Source organism: Stenotrophomonas sp. TWI587, from assembly GCF_039674145.1.
GTDB lineage: Bacteria > Pseudomonadota > Gammaproteobacteria > Xanthomonadales > Xanthomonadaceae > Stenotrophomonas > Stenotrophomonas maltophilia_AY.
The window spans coordinates 296,508-310,568 of record NZ_JBDJMW010000003.1; the positions used below are offsets into that span (position 1 = coordinate 296,508).

Below are 14,061 nucleotides of genomic sequence, written 5' to 3' on the forward strand. Positions count from 1 at the left end.
CCCCTTGGCGCCCTCCAGGAGCTTGCTGTCCGATGAAATTCCGCTTTGCCGCCGCTGCCATGGCCACGACCCTGTTCGTGGGCATGGTCTCCGCCCAGACTCCCCTGCCGACTCCGGCACCGACGCCTGCTCCCGCCGCCGCCGCCCCAGCCACCGTCGCGACCCCGCCGGCGCCCAAGCCCAGCATCTCCAAGGCCTGGATCCTGATGGACTACGCCACCGGGCAGGTCCTGGCCGGTGAAAACGTGCACGAACAACTGGCCCCGGCCAGCATCACCAAGGTGATGACCTCGTATGTCGTGGCCGCCGAGGTCAAGAACGGCAAGGTCCGTACCGACGACCAGGTGATGATGAGCGAGCGCGCCTGGCGTGAGGGCGGTGCCGGTACCGATGGCAGCTACAGCGGCTTCCCGGTCAACCAGACCGCACGCCTGGAAGACATGGAAAAGGGCATGGCGATCCAGTCCGGCAACGATGCCGCGATTGCCCTGGCCGAGCATGTCGCCGGCAGCGAAGAGGCCTTCGCCTCGCTGATGAACAGCTACGCCGCCAAGATCGGCATGAAGGACTCCCACTTCGTCAACGCCCATGGCCTGAGCGCCCCGGGCCACCACACCACCGCCTACGACCTGGCCCTGCTGGGCCGCGCGATGGTGCGTGACTATCCGGAAACCTACGCCTACAACAAGGTGAAGGAATTCACCGTCGGCAACATCACCCAGCCCAACCGCAACCTGCTGCTGTGGCGCGACCAGAGCGTGGACGGCATCAAGACCGGCCACACCTCTGAAGCCGGCTACTGCCTGATGAGCTCGGCCCAGCGGGGTGACCAGCGCCTGGTCGCGGTGATCCTCGGCGGCGGTTCGGAAAAGCAGCGCGCCGATGACAGCCTGGCCCTGCTCAACTGGGGCTTCCGCTTCTTCGAAACCCACCGCATGTACGAGCCGGGCAAGGTCGTGGCCGAGCACAAGGTGTGGAAGGGCAAGACCGCCACGCTGCAGCTGGGCGTGGCCCAGCCGATGCTGGTCAGCGTCCCGCGCGGCCGTTACAACGATCTCAAGCCGAGCATCGACGTTCCCAAGACCCTGGAAGCCCCGTTCACCGCTGGCCAGCAGGTCGGCACCCTGAAGGTGATGCTGGACAACCAGGTCGTCGCCCAGGCCCCGCTGGTGGCCGTGGCCGCCGTGGAAGAAGCCGGCTTCTTCAAGCGTCTGTGGGACAGCTTCTGGATGTGGTGGGAATCGGAATAATCCGGTCCGACTGAAGTAAAAAAGACCGGCGAAAGCCGGTCTTTTCATTTATGGCGTTACAGCGACCGGCTGATCGTGAAACTGCCGAACACCGGCGCCTCACGCTGCCCATCGAACTCGCGCGTGCTGTGGTACCGCGCCAGCGCGAACTTCCAGCGCCCGCGCATCACCGCCAGCCCATAACCGGCCTGGGCCACCACATGGCGCTTGTCCACACTGTGGCTGTTGCGGAACGTATTGCCGTCCAGCGTGATATCCCGGATCACCCATGCCGCATCCGTGGTACCGAACAGATGCCACGACCACCCGCTCGGCTTGCCACCGCGCGTCGGCGCCGTGTTCTCACCGGCCGGACGCAGCGGCGTACTGCCGAAATCGTCCGGCAGCTTCCAACCAAAGCGCACCTCGCCGCCAGCGTTGACATGCGTGGCCAGGTTGCCCACCGCGCCGCCGTAATGGCTGATCGCATCCCAGCCCCAGCCGCCCAGATTCTCGCTGGCATCGGCCGGCCAACGGCGCATCCGCTCATGCGTCAGCATGAACACCGGTTCGTTGTGCAGCTGGTTGTCCCAGCCCTGGAACTTCTCATCGCCCAGCAGCTCGTGCACCGCGTTCTGCACCTCCTCGCCGAGCGCCCACGGTCCCACCACGCCCACCGCCAGCTGCGTGGTCTGCAGGCGATCGCCGCGGCGCGCGTTGTAGCCGAAGCTGGCGATCAGCACGCCCGCGTACGGCCGGTCGTCCTCGATCAGGTCCTTCCGGGTGAAATCGGTCGGGGTGAAAATGCCCTGGGCCACGCTGAAGATCATGTTCTGCTGCTCGAACTCGCCCGGGTGCAGCCGCTCCAGATGGCTGTTGACCCAGCGCGCCAGGCGCGGCAGACAGGGATCGTCGGTGTAATCGACCAGGTTCGGCGAGACCAGCGTGATCTGGGCGCCATTGGTATAGCCCTGATCCTGGTCCTTGCCGCCGAACAGATCGTTGTCGACGCGGAAGTTGACCTGGGGCGGATGCTCGCGCATCGCATCGGGGCCGCATTGAGAGGCGGCCTGGGCAGCGGGTGCCGCCAGGGCCAGGACACCGGCGAGTGCGGCCGGCAACGCGAAGGGCTTCAGAGACATGGGATACCAGACGGGGATTTATGCTTTCTTAAGCCGATACAGCGTAGTCAGAGCGTGATGTCGTGAACAGCACTGCGCACGCACTGCTGCGTATCAGTGGCGATACAGGCGTTTTCACGTGCCGTTCGGCGCTGCTGTGCGCACGATCAAGCAGCGCTTGGGTTCGGGCGCAGGCATCCCCATAATCCCGGTCATGGAGATCAAGTCAGACAACCCCGACCACGGCTTCCAGTTCCCCGGCCAGTTCGAACTCAGCGCCATGGGCGCGGCCGGCAAGGACCTGGAACGCGAACTGCCGCGCCTGCTCGAGCTGGCCGGCGTGGATGTGCTGAGCGAGCGCATCAGCTGGAAACACTCGTCCAACGGCAAGTATGTGTCGGTGCGGCTTGTGTTCAAGGCCGACAACCGCGACCAGTACGACGCTGCGCACACCGCGCTGCGTGACCACCCGGAAGTGAAGTGGACGCTGTAGCCAACTGCGCCACCGCCGCGGCGCCGGGTGACCGGGCGCCGCAACCGGCCCTTGTGCGCGACCTTGGGCGCCAGCCGTATGCCCCGGTCTGGCATGCCATGCAGCGCTTCACCGATGCCCGCACCGACGCCACCCCGGACGAACTGTGGGTGGTCGAGCACGATCCGGTGTTCACCCTGGGCCAGGCCGGCAAGGACGAGCACGTGCTCGCGCCCGGCGATATTCCGGTTCTGCATGTCGACCGTGGCGGTCAGGTGACCTACCACGGTCCCGGCCAGATCGTGATCTACCCGCTGCTGCAGCTGCGGCGGCTGGGGATTGGCGTGCGCGACTACGTGTGCCGGATCGAGCAGGCCATCATCGACACCCTGGGCGACTGGAACATCGGTGCCGAGCGCCTGGATGGGGCGCCCGGCGTCTACGTCGGTGGGGCCAAGGTCGCCGCGCTCGGCATCCGCGTCCGCCGCGGCTGTACCTTCCACGGCCTGGCCTTCAATGTCGCCATGGACCTGGAACCGTTCCGCCGGATCAACCCCTGTGGCTATCAAGGGCTGCAGGTGACCTCGGTGGTAGACTTGGGGGGACCGTCCGGCATGGCGGCCGTCACGCCGGTGCTGCTGGGCCATCTGGCCCGCCAGTTCGGCCTGGCCCTCGAGCCGGCCGCTGAATTACCCGATTTGACTGACGCGGCGTGAACGCCGCCGACCAAGGCCATGACTGAAACCACCGCTCGCCTCATTCCCCTGCAGGTTGTGCAGGGCGACACGCCGTCCGCCGCCCCGTTGCAGACGGGCGTCAAACAGATCGGCGGTGACAAGATCGGCCGCTCGCCGGTGCAGTTCGCCGATGCGCCGGTGCTGCGCAAGCCGTCGTGGATCCGCGTGCGGATTCCCTCCGGCAACGCCGTGCAGAACCTCAAGGCCAAGCTGCGCGAGAACCGCCTGGTCACGGTCTGCGAGGAAGCCAGTTGCCCCAACATCCACGAGTGCTTCAGCCACGGCACCGCGACCTTCATGATCCTCGGCGAGGTCTGCACCCGCCGCTGCTCGTTCTGCGACGTCGCCCACGGCCGGCCCAAGCCGCCGGACGCCAATGAACCGGCCAGCCTGTCCCAGACCGTGGCCGACATGGGCCTGAAGTACGTGGTGGTGACCAGCGTGGACCGCGACGACCTGCGCGACGGCGGTGCCCAGCACTTCGCCGACTGCATCGGTGCCATCCGTGCCAAGTCGCCCAACACCAAGATCGAAGTGCTGACCCCGGATTTCCGTGGCAAGGGCCGCATGGAGCGCGCGCTGGAGATCCTGGCGACCAACCCGCCGGATGTGTTCAACCACAACATCGAAACCGTGCCGGATCTGTACCGCAACGTGCGCCCCGGCGCCGACTACCAGTGGTCGCTGACCCTGCTCAAGAAGTTCAAGGCCCAGCACCCGGAGATCGCCACCAAGTCCGGCATCATGCTTGGCCTGGGCGAGACCCTGGAGCAGGTCCAGGCCACGCTGCGCGATCTGCGCGAGCACGACGTGGACATGATCACGATCGGCCAGTACCTGCAGCCGACCGCGCATCACCATCCGGTGCTGCGTTACTGGACGCCCGAGGAATACAAGGCGCTGGAGGAATACGGCAACGCGCTGGGCTTCAGCCACGTCGCCTCCGGTCCGATGGTGCGCTCGTCCTACCATGCCGACCGCCAGGCGGCCGACGCCGGCGTCGCCGGTTGATCCAGCGGGCCCTTCGGGGCCCGTTCTGTCATTCCCACCTGTCCCGCCCCGGCCGCGGCCCTGAACCGCGGATGGCCGCAGGTCTGTGCCTGCCTGCCGATCCCGCCGGTATTCACAAATTTCTCCAACGGCCTCGGTAGGCTGAAGGCCCCGGTGACAAACGCGGCAACTTTCGGCACTGTCGTGGTGTCTGTAATGCACGCAGTCTCTCCCTTGGCAAGGTGCCACGAGCTAGTCCATGAAATTCAAAGCCCCCGCATTCCTGATGGCCCTGGCGCTTACCGCGCCGATGGCACTGGCCGCCTACGCCGATTCGCCCGCGCTGCCTTCGGCTGCCACGGCCGATCAGGTGACCACCTCCAAGCTGGTCTACGGACTGCTCTCGGACAGCCGATACGCCTACCGGCCGCGCGCACTGGATGCGGCGACCTCCAAGGACGTCTTCAAGCGCTATCTGGAGTCGCTCGACAGCAGCAAGCAGTTCTTCACCCATGCCGACATCACCCGCTTCGCGCCGTTCGAGGCCAACATCGCCACCGCCATCCGCGGCGGCGAGCTGGAGCCGGCGTTCCAGGTGTTCGCGGTCTACAAGCAGCGCGTGGGTGAGCGTGTCGGCTATGCGCGCAAGCTGCTCAAGACCGATTTCGATTTCAGCACCGATGAAAAGTTCGAGTACGACCGCAAGGACGTGCCGTGGGCCGCGAGCAGCGCCGAACTGGACGATCTGTGGCGCAAGTCGGTCAAGAACGATTGGCTGCGCCTGAAGCTGGCCGGCAAGCAGCCGGCCGAGATCCGCAAGACGCTGGACAAGCGCTACGCCACGCTGGAAAAGTCGGTCAATGAGCTCAAGGGCGAGGACGTGTTCCAGTTCTTCCTCAACGCCTACACCAGTGCCGTGGATCCGCACACCGATTACTTCACCCCGCGCACCGCCGAGAACTTCAACCAGGCGATGTCGCTGTCGCTGGAAGGCATCGGCGCGCAGCTCCAGCGCCAGGACGACATGGTGGTGATCCGCGAGGTCATCGCCGGTGGCCCGGCCGCGGTCAACGGTACGCTCAAGCCGGGCGACCGCATCGTCGGCGTGGGCCAGGGCAAGTCCGGTCCGCTGGAAGATGTGATCGGCTGGCGCATCGATGATGTGGTGGCCAAGATCCGCGGCAAGAGCGATACCCAGGTCCGCCTGGAGTTCATTCCGGCCGAAGAAGGCGTCGACGGCAAGCACCACACGCTGGTGCTGACCCGCCAGAAGGTGCGCCTGGCCGAACAGGCCGCCAAGGGCGAGACCCTGACCATCCCGGCCAAGGATGGGGAGCCGGAGCGCAAGGTGGGCGTGATCAAGCTGCCGACCTTCTACCAGGACTTCGAAGGCCGCCGCCGCAACGCCGCCGACTACGCCTCGGCGACCCGCGACGTGGCCAAGCTGCTGGCCGGCTTCAAGGCCGACAAGCTCGATGGCGTGGTGCTGGATCTGCGCAACAACGGCGGTGGTTCGCTGGATGAAGCGATCGAACTGACCGGGCTGTTCATCGAACAGGGCCCGGTCGTCCAGGTGCGCGAGTCCGGTGGCCGTGTCACCGTCAACAGCGACCGCAGTGAAGTGGTGGCCTGGGACGGCCCGCTGGCGGTGCTGATCAACCGTGGCTCGGCCTCGGCGTCGGAGATTTTCGCCGGTGCCATCCAGGATTACGGCCGTGGCCTGGTCATCGGTGAGACCACCTTCGGCAAGGGCACCGTGCAGAACATCGTCGATCTGGACCGTTGGCCGAGTGGCGAGACCCAGCGCTTCGGCCAGGTCAAGCTGACCATCGCCCAGTTCTTCCGCGTCAGCGGCAGCAGCACCCAGCACAAGGGCGTGGTGCCCGATCTGGCCTTCCCGGCCAGCGTGGACGCCAGCGAGTATGGCGAAAGCACCTACGACAACGCGCTGCCGTGGACCCGCATCGCCGCCGTGCCGCACACCCAGTACGGCAACTTCGGCCCGCTGCTGCCCAAGCTGGAAAGCCGCCACGACACGCGCATCGCCGCCGACAAGGAATTCCAGTGGTGGAACGAGGACGTCGAGCAGTTCCGCGCCGAGAAGGCCAAGAAGTACATCTCGCTCAACGAGGCCGAGCGCCGCGCCGAGCGTGAGAAGCAGGACAAGCAGCGCACCGACCGTCAGGCCATCCGCAAGCAGCTGGGCCTGGATCTGGATCCGCTGGCCGATGACAGCAATGACGACGGCCTGACCGGCAACGAGCGCGACATCGTCAAGGACGCCGCGCGCGAGAAGGCCGCGGAGAAGCGCCCGGATCCGCTGCTGCGCGAATCGGCCGCGATCCTGGCCGACGCGGTCAACCTGCTGGAAACCGACCGCCCGCTGTCGGCCCAGGTACTGCCGCAGTCGACCGCCGTCGGCCGCTGGGCGGACTGAGCCCGGGCTGCCTGCAGCTGAACCGGTGACAACTCCACAGGCCGCCCTTCGGGGCGGCCTGTGCGTATCCACCTCCTGCCAACGCCCACGGGTCTATCCTTGGAGGCTGGATTTCCGCAGGAGCGGCCATGCGCTTTCGTCGTGTACGTTCGATCCCGATGCTGGCGGTGTTTGCCGCCCTGACCGCCTGTGGCGGCCGCGCCGCCGACAGCACCCTGATCCGCGAGTCGTTCGATTCCGGAGACACCTACTCGCGTACCGTGCCCGGCGCCCCGGGCCAGGCCTGCGAAGCCGCGCGCCGCACCCTGCTCAGCCAGGGCTATGCCATCGCCCGTGCCGGTGATGATGCGGTGGAAGGCAACAAGAATTTCCAGCCCAAGGACGATGAGCACGAGCAGCTGGTGCTGCGCATTTCCTGCGCACCGCGGGGTGACCAGGCGCTGGTGTTTGTCAGTGCCGTGCAGGACCGCTACGCCCTGAAGAAGAGCCCGACCTCGGCCAGTGTCGGCGTGGGTGCGCTGGGCTCGGTGTCGCTGCCGTTCGGCAGCAACGATGATTCGCTGGTCAAAGTGGCCAGCAGCACAGTGCAGGATGCGAGCTTCTATCGTCGCTTCTTCGAGCGCCTGCAGCAGTACCTGCCTGCGGCTGCCGTGACCGAGCCTGTACCGGCCGCAGCCCCCGCCACCGCCCCTGCGGTGGCAGTGGAGGCCACGCCGACCACGGTGGTGAGCGATACCCCGGCCTCCCTGCACTGAGCGGGCGGCGGTGCGGCAGGTCATGGCAGCAGGATCGCGGCACTGGCGCCACTGCGCACTCGCGGCGCTGCTGGGACTGATCCCGGCGGGCAGCGCGTGGAGCGCCGCGTCCTGCGCGCAGGGCGTGTTGGAAGATCTCGGCTGGCGGATCGATGCGGCCGACATCGACGCCCCCACGGTGTACGGTGGCCCGGTCTGCGAGCGCGCCGATCTGCGCCAGGCGCAGGCGGCCGGCGACCTGCGCGTGCAGCTGCCGCGGCAGTGGTCGGCGGACCAGCGGCAGGCGTGGCTGCCACAGCTGTTCGATGACCCGGCCACGGTCTGTGCGTATGCCTTCAAGCTGGGCGCCGCCACCCGCCGCGCCACCACCGCGCTGCAGGACAACGACGGCTTCCGCTTTTCGGCACTGCAGCTGGGCTGGATCGGCTTCGGCGCCGGCGGCGCGCAGGCCAAGGGCTGGGAGCGTTTCCGCAGCTTCGGCCGTGGCTATCAGCCGGCCGAGGCCAACAGCGCCGCGCTGCAGACGTTCTATGACGGCCGCGTGCGCGCCGAATGCGGGGTCGGCCGTCAGGTCGCGCAGTTGGCGACCCAGCGCGAGCTGTACGGCGATGACGCGTTCGATCGCGAGTTCTCGGCCGATGAGCTCTCCATCGGCACCTTCCTGACCCTGCACGAGACCGACAGCATCCTGCTCGGCCGGCACGCCGGTGAGTTCCTCGCCGATGGCAAGGCGAAAAAAACCGCCCTTCGCGGCCGACAGGCGTTCGTGGGCACACCCGGTTTCATCGAGCATGTGTTCGAGCGCAAGTACCTGGATGACATCAACAACCAGGCCGAAAATTTCGTGGTGGTCGATGTCAGCGATGCCGCGGCACGCGCGTTGCGCAGGCACGAGGGCTTTGCCTATTACGATCAGATCAACCGGCGCATCTGGTCACTGGCCCAGCGCATGCCGGGCCCGGGTCCGCGTCGTTTCGAGCGCCTGCTGATCGAGCGCGACCCGATCTGGCGCCGCGAGGTGCCGGCCGAGCAGCAACCGCTGCTGAAGGAGCTGGACGCGTTGCTGGACGATCCGTTCTACCAGGGGTTCCTGATTTACGTGCATCCTCGCGGTATACGTCCTATCGGGTATCACATCGCGCGCCTGCTCGATCGCAATCCGCGTACGCCGTTCGCGATCGAGCTGGGGCTGCACAACCTTCACACCACGTTGTACCGGCGCTGGATCGACGCACAGCTGCGGCAGTGCGGGGCAGCGCCGGTGCTTCACGTTACACAACCGTATTCGCAAGCTGAGAAAAGGTGAGTCATGGATATTGCAATGATCGGGCTGGGCCGCATGGGCGCCAACATGGCCGAGCGCCTGCATCGCGGCGGGCACCACGTGATCGGTGTCGATCCCGGTGAGGCGGCACGTACCGCGGCGGCCGAGCGTGGTTTCGAGGTCAGTGCCTCGATCGCCGATGCGCTCGCCGCGCTGCCGGTACCACGCGTGGTGTGGCTGATGGTGCCGGCCGGGGTGGTCGATCAGACCCTGGCATCGCTTTCGCCGCATCTGTCCGAAGGCGATGTGGTGATCGACGGCGGCAACTCGTATTACAAGGACTCGATGCGTCGCGCCGAGCAGCTGCTGGGCGAGGAGGTGACCTACGTCGACTGCGGCACCAGCGGCGGCGTCTGGGGCCTGCAGGAGGGCTACAGCCTGATGATCGGTGGCGAGAAGGCCGCAGTCGAGCGGATCGGGGCGATCTTCCGCACGCTGGCGCCGGGCGAAGACCGTGGCTGGGCGCATGTCGGCCCGAGCGGGGCAGGGCACTTCTGCAAGATGGTCCACAACGGTATCGAGTACGGGATGATGCAGGCTTACGCGGAAGGCTTCGCGTTGATGCAGCACAAGACCGGGTTCAATCTGGATCTGGCGCAGGTGGCCAAGGCCTGGCAGCACGGCAGCGTGGTGCGCTCGTGGTTGCTCGATCTCAGTGCCGATGCCTTGGGCCGCAACCCGCAACTGGAGGGCATTGCGCCCTACGTGGAAGACTCCGGCGAAGGCCGTTGGACCGTCGCCGAGGCGATCGATCTGGACGTGCCGGCCCCGGTGATCACGCTGTCCCTGCTCGAGCGTCTGCGCTCGCGCGAGAAGAACTCCTTCAGCGACCGTCTGCTGGCGGCGATGCGCAACGAGTTCGGCGGTCACGCGATCAAGACGACGCAAGGCTGATCGATGCGGGCCGGCGCGGCGGTATCGGTCGGCCCGCATCCACGCAGGGCGTGGCGTTACCCGGGCTGGCGTGGTGGCGTCAGAGCGCCACCCGCCGCCCGCTCCGCGCGCTTTCCGCGCCGGCCTCGAGCAGGCGCATCAGCTGCAGCGCCTGCGCGGTGCTGACCGGGGCCTCGCCCACGCCGAGCATCGCATCGCGGAAGGCCGCATAGAACGCGCGGTAGTCGCCGGGCACGTTGTCCACGGTGGTGCGTTGGGTGTGTCCGTCGGCATCGACCCGCACCAAGTGACCGTGCTGCGGATCCAGTCCCCAGCCCGGCGCGCCTGGGGCAATGCCACGGCGCAGCTGATCTTCCTGCACGTCCAGCCCGTCCTTGAGGTAGCTGCCGGCGTCGCCATGCACGATGAATCGCGGGCCGGACGCGGCTACCAGCGAGCCGGCATGCAGGATCGCGCGATGGCGCGGGTAGTGCAGCACCGCATGAAAATAGTCATTGCCGAGCGCATGCTCGCGCTGCGCCATCAGATCTGCGCTGATCGCATCGGGCCAACCAAACAGCTGCAGCATCTGGTCAAGCAGGTGCGGGCCCAGGTCCATCCACAGGCCACTGCCCGGCGCATCGCTTTCGCGCCAGCGGTCGCGCACCTGGGGGCGGAACCGGTCGAAGTGGGAATGGCATTCGGCCACGCGGCCGATGCTGCCTGCGGCGATCACCTGCGTGAGGGTGAGGAAGTCGGCGTCGTGGCGACGGTTCTGGAACACGGTGACGACACGTTCGGCATCCTGCGCGGCCTTCACCACCGCCTCGGCTTCGGCCACCGTCAGCGCGAACGGCTTGTCGACCACCACATGCTTGCCCGCTGCCAGGGCGGCAAGTGCCAGCGGCGCGTGCGCGTCGTTGGGTGTCGCGATCACCACCGCGTCGATGGCCGGATCGTTGAACAACGCCTCGGGTGTCTCGCAGATGGCCACGTCGGTGAAGCTGCGCAGCAGCCGGTCACGCTGCGAGCTGACGATGCTGTGCAGCACAAGACCCGGCGTATGCAGGATCAGCGGTGCGTGGAAGACGCTGCCGGCCAAGCCGTAGCCGATCAGTCCCACCTGCAGTGCGGCGGCCATGGTGCGCTCCAACATATCGTGGGCTGCACAGCGTAACGGCTGGGCGCGTCGGGCGGAAATCTGAACGATTCCGCATCAACCTGAGCGGTTCACGGCAACGTTATGCGGCGCCCACGTCCTGTCCACGGCCCTGCGCCGACACTGGCCCCACTCTCCGCAAAGGAATTCGAACATGACCAACACGACCCGTAATCTGCTTGCTGCTTCGCTGGCCCTGGGCATGGTGCTGGGCACCTCGACTGCCATGGCCAAGGATCCGCCGAAGACCACCGATCATGCCGCGATGACCCATGCCGACAAGCACGATTCGGCCGAGCCGGTCACCGACAGCTGGATCACCACCAAGGTCAAGACCGACCTGCTGACCAGCAAGAACGTCCCGGGCACCGAAGTGAAGGTGGAGACCGTCAATGGCGTGGTCACCCTCACCGGCACCGTGGCCAGCCAGGCCGAGCATGACAAGGCCGTGCGCGTGACACAGCAGATCAAGGGTGTGAAGCGCGTCGACGCTGCCAACCTGAAGGTGGCTGCGACCGCCGCACGCTGAGCCCCAACGCTGCACCGCTGAACAGAGCGCGCCTTCGGGCGCGCTTTTTTGTTCTGCCCCGTATTCACAAACGGGTGGAGTATATTCACCGCTTCGCCATCGCCGGTGGGCAGCGCATTGCCGGACCTCCCGGGTGCGTCGGGTCGTCGGTGGCACCGAGCTGAAGAGGGACTATGGCGCTGGTGTTCAGTGATCAAATCTGGGACCGCTGGCGACTGCCGGCGCTGGCCCTGGCGGCCGTGGCCATCATCGTGGTCCCGTGGCTCACCCTGCGCAAGCTCGCCGACGACAACGTCGATGCCATGAACTGGGTCACCCATACCCAGGAAGTCGGCGTGGCGGTGTACCAGCTCCAGGCCGATGTGCTGGATGTCGAATCGGCCGCGCTGACGATGTCCAAGGGCATCGACTCCCCCGGCCTGCGTGAGCGCGTCGCCCGTGGCGACCAGCTGCCCGCCCGGCTTGAACGGCTTGCCGAACTGACCCGTGACAACCCCGAGCAGCTGCTCCGGATCGGCCGCATCCAGTCCATGCTCGAGCGCCGGATCGAGCTGGCCAAGCAATTGGCGCGTTCCTCACCGACGGAAGATCAGCGCCAACTGGTGGCTGATCTGACCTCGCGCTACCCGATCCGCAACCTGGTTGAAGACCTGCAGGCCAGTGAAGAGCGCCTGCTCAAGAAGCGTTCGGCCCTGTTCGCCGCACAGCAGCGCCAAGGCGAGCTGGTGTCCTGGTCGGCACTGGTGGTGCAGTTGCTGCTGCTGGGCCTGGTGCTGTGGCTGCTGCACCGGCAGATCGGCCATCGCGAGACGGCCGAACGTGCCTCCCTGCGCTCAGCCGGCCGCGCTGCCTCGGTGCTGCACACGGTGCGCGAGCCGATCGTGCTGCTCGACCGCAGCCTGCGCGTGCAGATGCACAATCCGGCGTTCGCCGAGCTGTACGGGCTGGATGAGGATGCGTCGGCCGAAGGCCTGGCGCTGGACAGCGTCGGCGACGGTGCCTGGGCCGATGCGGTGGTCCGCCAGCGCCTGACCGATGTGCTGCTGCGCGGTCGCGAACTGTGGGATTACGAACACGAACAGCGCACCGCCGATGATGTCGTGCGGATCATGCTGATCAATGCACGGCGCATGCCGCTGCCGGACAAGGATGACGAGGTGGTGCTGATGACGGTCAGCGACGTCACCGTGCAGCGCGCCGTGCAGCTGCGGGTGGAAGAGCTGAACCGCCAGCTGGAAGGCAAGGTGGAGCAGGTGTCGGAGGTCAACCGCGAGCTGGAGGCGTTCAGTTACTCGGTCTCCCACGATCTGCGCGCCCCGCTGCGCCACGTGGCCGGCTTCTCGGACAAGCTGACCCGTCACCTGGGCGAGGATGCGGACGAAAAATCCCTGCATTACCTGGGCGTCATCTCCAATTCGGCCCGGCGCATGGCCGCCTTGATCGACGACCTGCTGGTCTACTCGCGGCTTGGCCGGGCCGCCATGCGGCTGCAGGCGGTGGACATGCAGTCGCTGGTCGCCGATACCCGCGCCATGCTTGACGCCAACCAGCAGAGCGAGGCCGAGAGCAGCGGCGTACCGCACCACGTGGAGTGGAAGATCGCGCCGCTGCCGATCATCGTCTCCGACGAAAACATGATGCGCCAGGTCTGGCTGAATCTGCTCGGCAACGCGATCAAGTATTCTTCCAACCGCGAGCCGGCCCGGATCGAGGTGGACTACACACTGCAGGCTGATGGCAGCCACCTGTTCACCGTCCGCGACAATGGCGCAGGCTTCGATATGGCCTATGCCGGCAAGTTGTTCGGGGTGTTCCAGCGACTGCACAAGGCCAGCGATTACCCGGGAACGGGCATCGGCCTGGCCAGTGTCCGGCGCGTGCTGACCCGCCACGGCGGCCGGATCTGGGCCGAATCGACGGTCGATCAGGGCGCCACGTTCCGCTTCTCACTTCCCCCCGCGCTCGACGCGATCAACAAGGGCTCCGCCGCATGACCGCTCTCCGTACCATCCTCCTCGCCGAGGACAGCCCTGCCGACGCCGAGATGGCCATCGACGCATTGAAGGAAGCCCGCCTGGCCAATCCGATCGTGCACGTCGAGGACGGCGTGGAAACGATGGATTACCTGCTGCGCCGTGGCGCGTTCGCCAACCGTGACGAAGGCCTGCCGGCGGTGCTGCTGCTGGACATCAAGATGCCGCGCATGGATGGCCTTGAAGTCCTCAAGGAGATCCGCAACACCGAAGAGCTCAAGCGGCTGCCGGTGGTGATCCTGTCTTCCTCGCGCGAGGAAAGCGACCTGGCCCGCAGCTGGGACATGGGCGTGAACGCCTACGTCGTCAAGCCGGTGGACGTGGACCAGTTCTTCGGCGCGGTGCAGACCCTGGGCAAGTTCTGGGGTCTGATCAACCAGGCACCGGAGGTCGAGTAAGCCC

Annotated in this window: 13 protein-coding genes; 11 read left to right on the forward strand and 2 right to left on the reverse strand. The window is 66.7% G+C overall.

The window, feature by feature from the left end:
- Positions 1–32: 32 nt before the first annotated feature.
- Positions 33–1,250, forward strand: coding sequence for a D-alanyl-D-alanine carboxypeptidase family protein (locus tag ABE464_RS07005; protein WP_346471341.1), 1,218 nt, complete (start codon positions 33–35; stop codon positions 1,248–1,250).
- A 56-nt stretch (positions 1,251–1,306) separates the two neighbouring features.
- On the opposite strand, the gene ABE464_RS07010 is transcribed toward ABE464_RS07005, so the two are convergent.
- Positions 1,307–2,371, reverse strand: a complete 1,065-nt coding sequence (locus ABE464_RS07010; RefSeq protein WP_346471342.1) for a lipid A deacylase LpxR family protein — start codon at positions 2,369–2,371, stop codon at positions 1,307–1,309.
- Positions 2,372–2,564: 193 nt separating this feature from the next.
- Here ABE464_RS07010 and ABE464_RS07015 point away from each other — a divergent pair, with 193 nt between their 5' ends.
- The 7 genes from ABE464_RS07015 to gnd all read left to right on the forward strand — a co-directional run bounded on the left by ABE464_RS07015 (position 2,565) and on the right by gnd (position 9,959).
- Positions 2,565–2,843 (forward strand): DUF493 family protein, encoded by a 279-nt coding sequence (locus tag ABE464_RS07015; protein ID WP_123730167.1) that lies wholly within the window; start codon positions 2,565–2,567, stop codon positions 2,841–2,843.
- Positions 2,831–3,538, forward strand: a complete 708-nt coding sequence (gene lipB / locus ABE464_RS07020; RefSeq protein ID WP_346471343.1) for a lipoyl(octanoyl) transferase LipB — start codon at positions 2,831–2,833, stop codon at positions 3,536–3,538. Before ABE464_RS07015 ends, lipB begins: the two co-directional genes overlap by 13 nt.
- 18 nt (positions 3,539–3,556) lie before the next feature.
- Positions 3,557–4,570: a lipoyl synthase gene (gene lipA / locus ABE464_RS07025; protein ID WP_176988175.1), complete on the forward strand. Its 1,014-nt coding sequence runs from the start codon at positions 3,557–3,559 to the stop codon at positions 4,568–4,570.
- A 238-nt stretch (positions 4,571–4,808) separates the two neighbouring features.
- Positions 4,809–6,986, forward strand: a complete 2,178-nt coding sequence (locus ABE464_RS07030) for a carboxy terminal-processing peptidase (protein WP_346471344.1) — start codon at positions 4,809–4,811, stop codon at positions 6,984–6,986.
- A 128-nt stretch (positions 6,987–7,114) separates the two neighbouring features.
- Complete coding sequence (locus tag ABE464_RS07035) at positions 7,115–7,741, forward strand: DUF2242 domain-containing protein (RefSeq protein WP_346471345.1); 627 nt, start codon at positions 7,115–7,117, stop codon at positions 7,739–7,741.
- A 22-nt stretch (positions 7,742–7,763) separates the two neighbouring features.
- Positions 7,764–9,047: a hypothetical protein gene (locus ABE464_RS07040; RefSeq protein WP_346471346.1), complete on the forward strand. Its 1,284-nt coding sequence runs from the start codon at positions 7,764–7,766 to the stop codon at positions 9,045–9,047.
- 3 nt (positions 9,048–9,050) lie between these two features.
- The gene (gene gnd / locus ABE464_RS07045; RefSeq protein WP_346471347.1) at positions 9,051–9,959 is read left to right on the forward strand and encodes a phosphogluconate dehydrogenase (NAD(+)-dependent, decarboxylating); all 909 of its coding nucleotides are present in this window, start codon (positions 9,051–9,053) and stop codon (positions 9,957–9,959) included.
- Between the two features lie 79 nt (positions 9,960–10,038).
- Here gnd and ABE464_RS07050 read toward each other — a convergent pair whose 3' ends face one another.
- Positions 10,039–11,079 carry an oxidoreductase gene (locus ABE464_RS07050; RefSeq protein WP_346471348.1) on the reverse strand — a complete coding sequence of 347 codons (1,041 nt, stop codon included), beginning with the start codon at positions 11,077–11,079 and terminating at the stop codon, positions 10,039–10,041.
- Between the two features lie 172 nt (positions 11,080–11,251).
- On the opposite strand from ABE464_RS07050, the gene ABE464_RS07055 reads away from it, so the two are divergent.
- The 3 genes from ABE464_RS07055 (at position 11,252) to ABE464_RS07065 (ending at position 14,057) form a co-directional block, all read left to right on the forward strand.
- The gene (locus ABE464_RS07055; RefSeq protein ID WP_121039870.1) at positions 11,252–11,626 is read left to right on the forward strand and encodes a BON domain-containing protein; all 375 of its coding nucleotides are present in this window, start codon (positions 11,252–11,254) and stop codon (positions 11,624–11,626) included.
- A gap of 173 nt (positions 11,627–11,799) precedes the next feature.
- Positions 11,800–13,620, forward strand: a complete 1,821-nt coding sequence (locus ABE464_RS07060; RefSeq protein ID WP_346471349.1) for an ATP-binding protein — start codon at positions 11,800–11,802, stop codon at positions 13,618–13,620.
- A complete protein-coding gene (locus ABE464_RS07065) occupies positions 13,617–14,057 on the forward strand; it encodes a response regulator (RefSeq protein ID WP_346471350.1) in 441 nt (146 codons plus the stop codon). Before ABE464_RS07060 ends, ABE464_RS07065 begins: the two co-directional genes overlap by 4 nt.
- Positions 14,058–14,061: the final 4 nt, after the last annotated feature.

What these genes read in the sequence shown, in the direction of transcription:
- ABE464_RS07015 (WP_123730167.1), top strand. Translation starts at nt 2,565, where the DNA reads ATGGAGATCAAGTCAGACAACCCCGACCACGGCTTCCAGTTCCCCGGC.
- ABE464_RS07050 (WP_346471348.1), bottom strand. Translation starts at nt 11,079, where the DNA reads ATGGCCGCCGCACTGCAGGTGGGACTGATCGGCTACGGCTTGGCCGGC.
- ABE464_RS07035 (WP_346471345.1), top strand. Translation starts at nt 7,115, where the DNA reads ATGCGCTTTCGTCGTGTACGTTCGATCCCGATGCTGGCGGTGTTTGCC.
- ABE464_RS07060 (WP_346471349.1), top strand. Translation starts at nt 11,800, where the DNA reads ATGGCGCTGGTGTTCAGTGATCAAATCTGGGACCGCTGGCGACTGCCG.
- ABE464_RS07055 (WP_121039870.1), top strand. Translation starts at nt 11,252, where the DNA reads ATGACCAACACGACCCGTAATCTGCTTGCTGCTTCGCTGGCCCTGGGC.
- ABE464_RS07010 (WP_346471342.1), bottom strand. Translation starts at nt 2,371, where the DNA reads ATGTCTCTGAAGCCCTTCGCGTTGCCGGCCGCACTCGCCGGTGTCCTG.
- ABE464_RS07065 (WP_346471350.1), top strand. Translation starts at nt 13,617, where the DNA reads ATGACCGCTCTCCGTACCATCCTCCTCGCCGAGGACAGCCCTGCCGAC.
- gnd (WP_346471347.1), top strand. Translation starts at nt 9,051, where the DNA reads ATGGATATTGCAATGATCGGGCTGGGCCGCATGGGCGCCAACATGGCC.
- ABE464_RS07005 (WP_346471341.1), top strand. Translation starts at nt 33, where the DNA reads ATGAAATTCCGCTTTGCCGCCGCTGCCATGGCCACGACCCTGTTCGTG.
- lipA (WP_176988175.1), top strand. Translation starts at nt 3,557, where the DNA reads ATGACTGAAACCACCGCTCGCCTCATTCCCCTGCAGGTTGTGCAGGGC.
- ABE464_RS07040 (WP_346471346.1), top strand. Translation starts at nt 7,764, where the DNA reads ATGGCAGCAGGATCGCGGCACTGGCGCCACTGCGCACTCGCGGCGCTG.
- ABE464_RS07030 (WP_346471344.1), top strand. Translation starts at nt 4,809, where the DNA reads ATGAAATTCAAAGCCCCCGCATTCCTGATGGCCCTGGCGCTTACCGCG.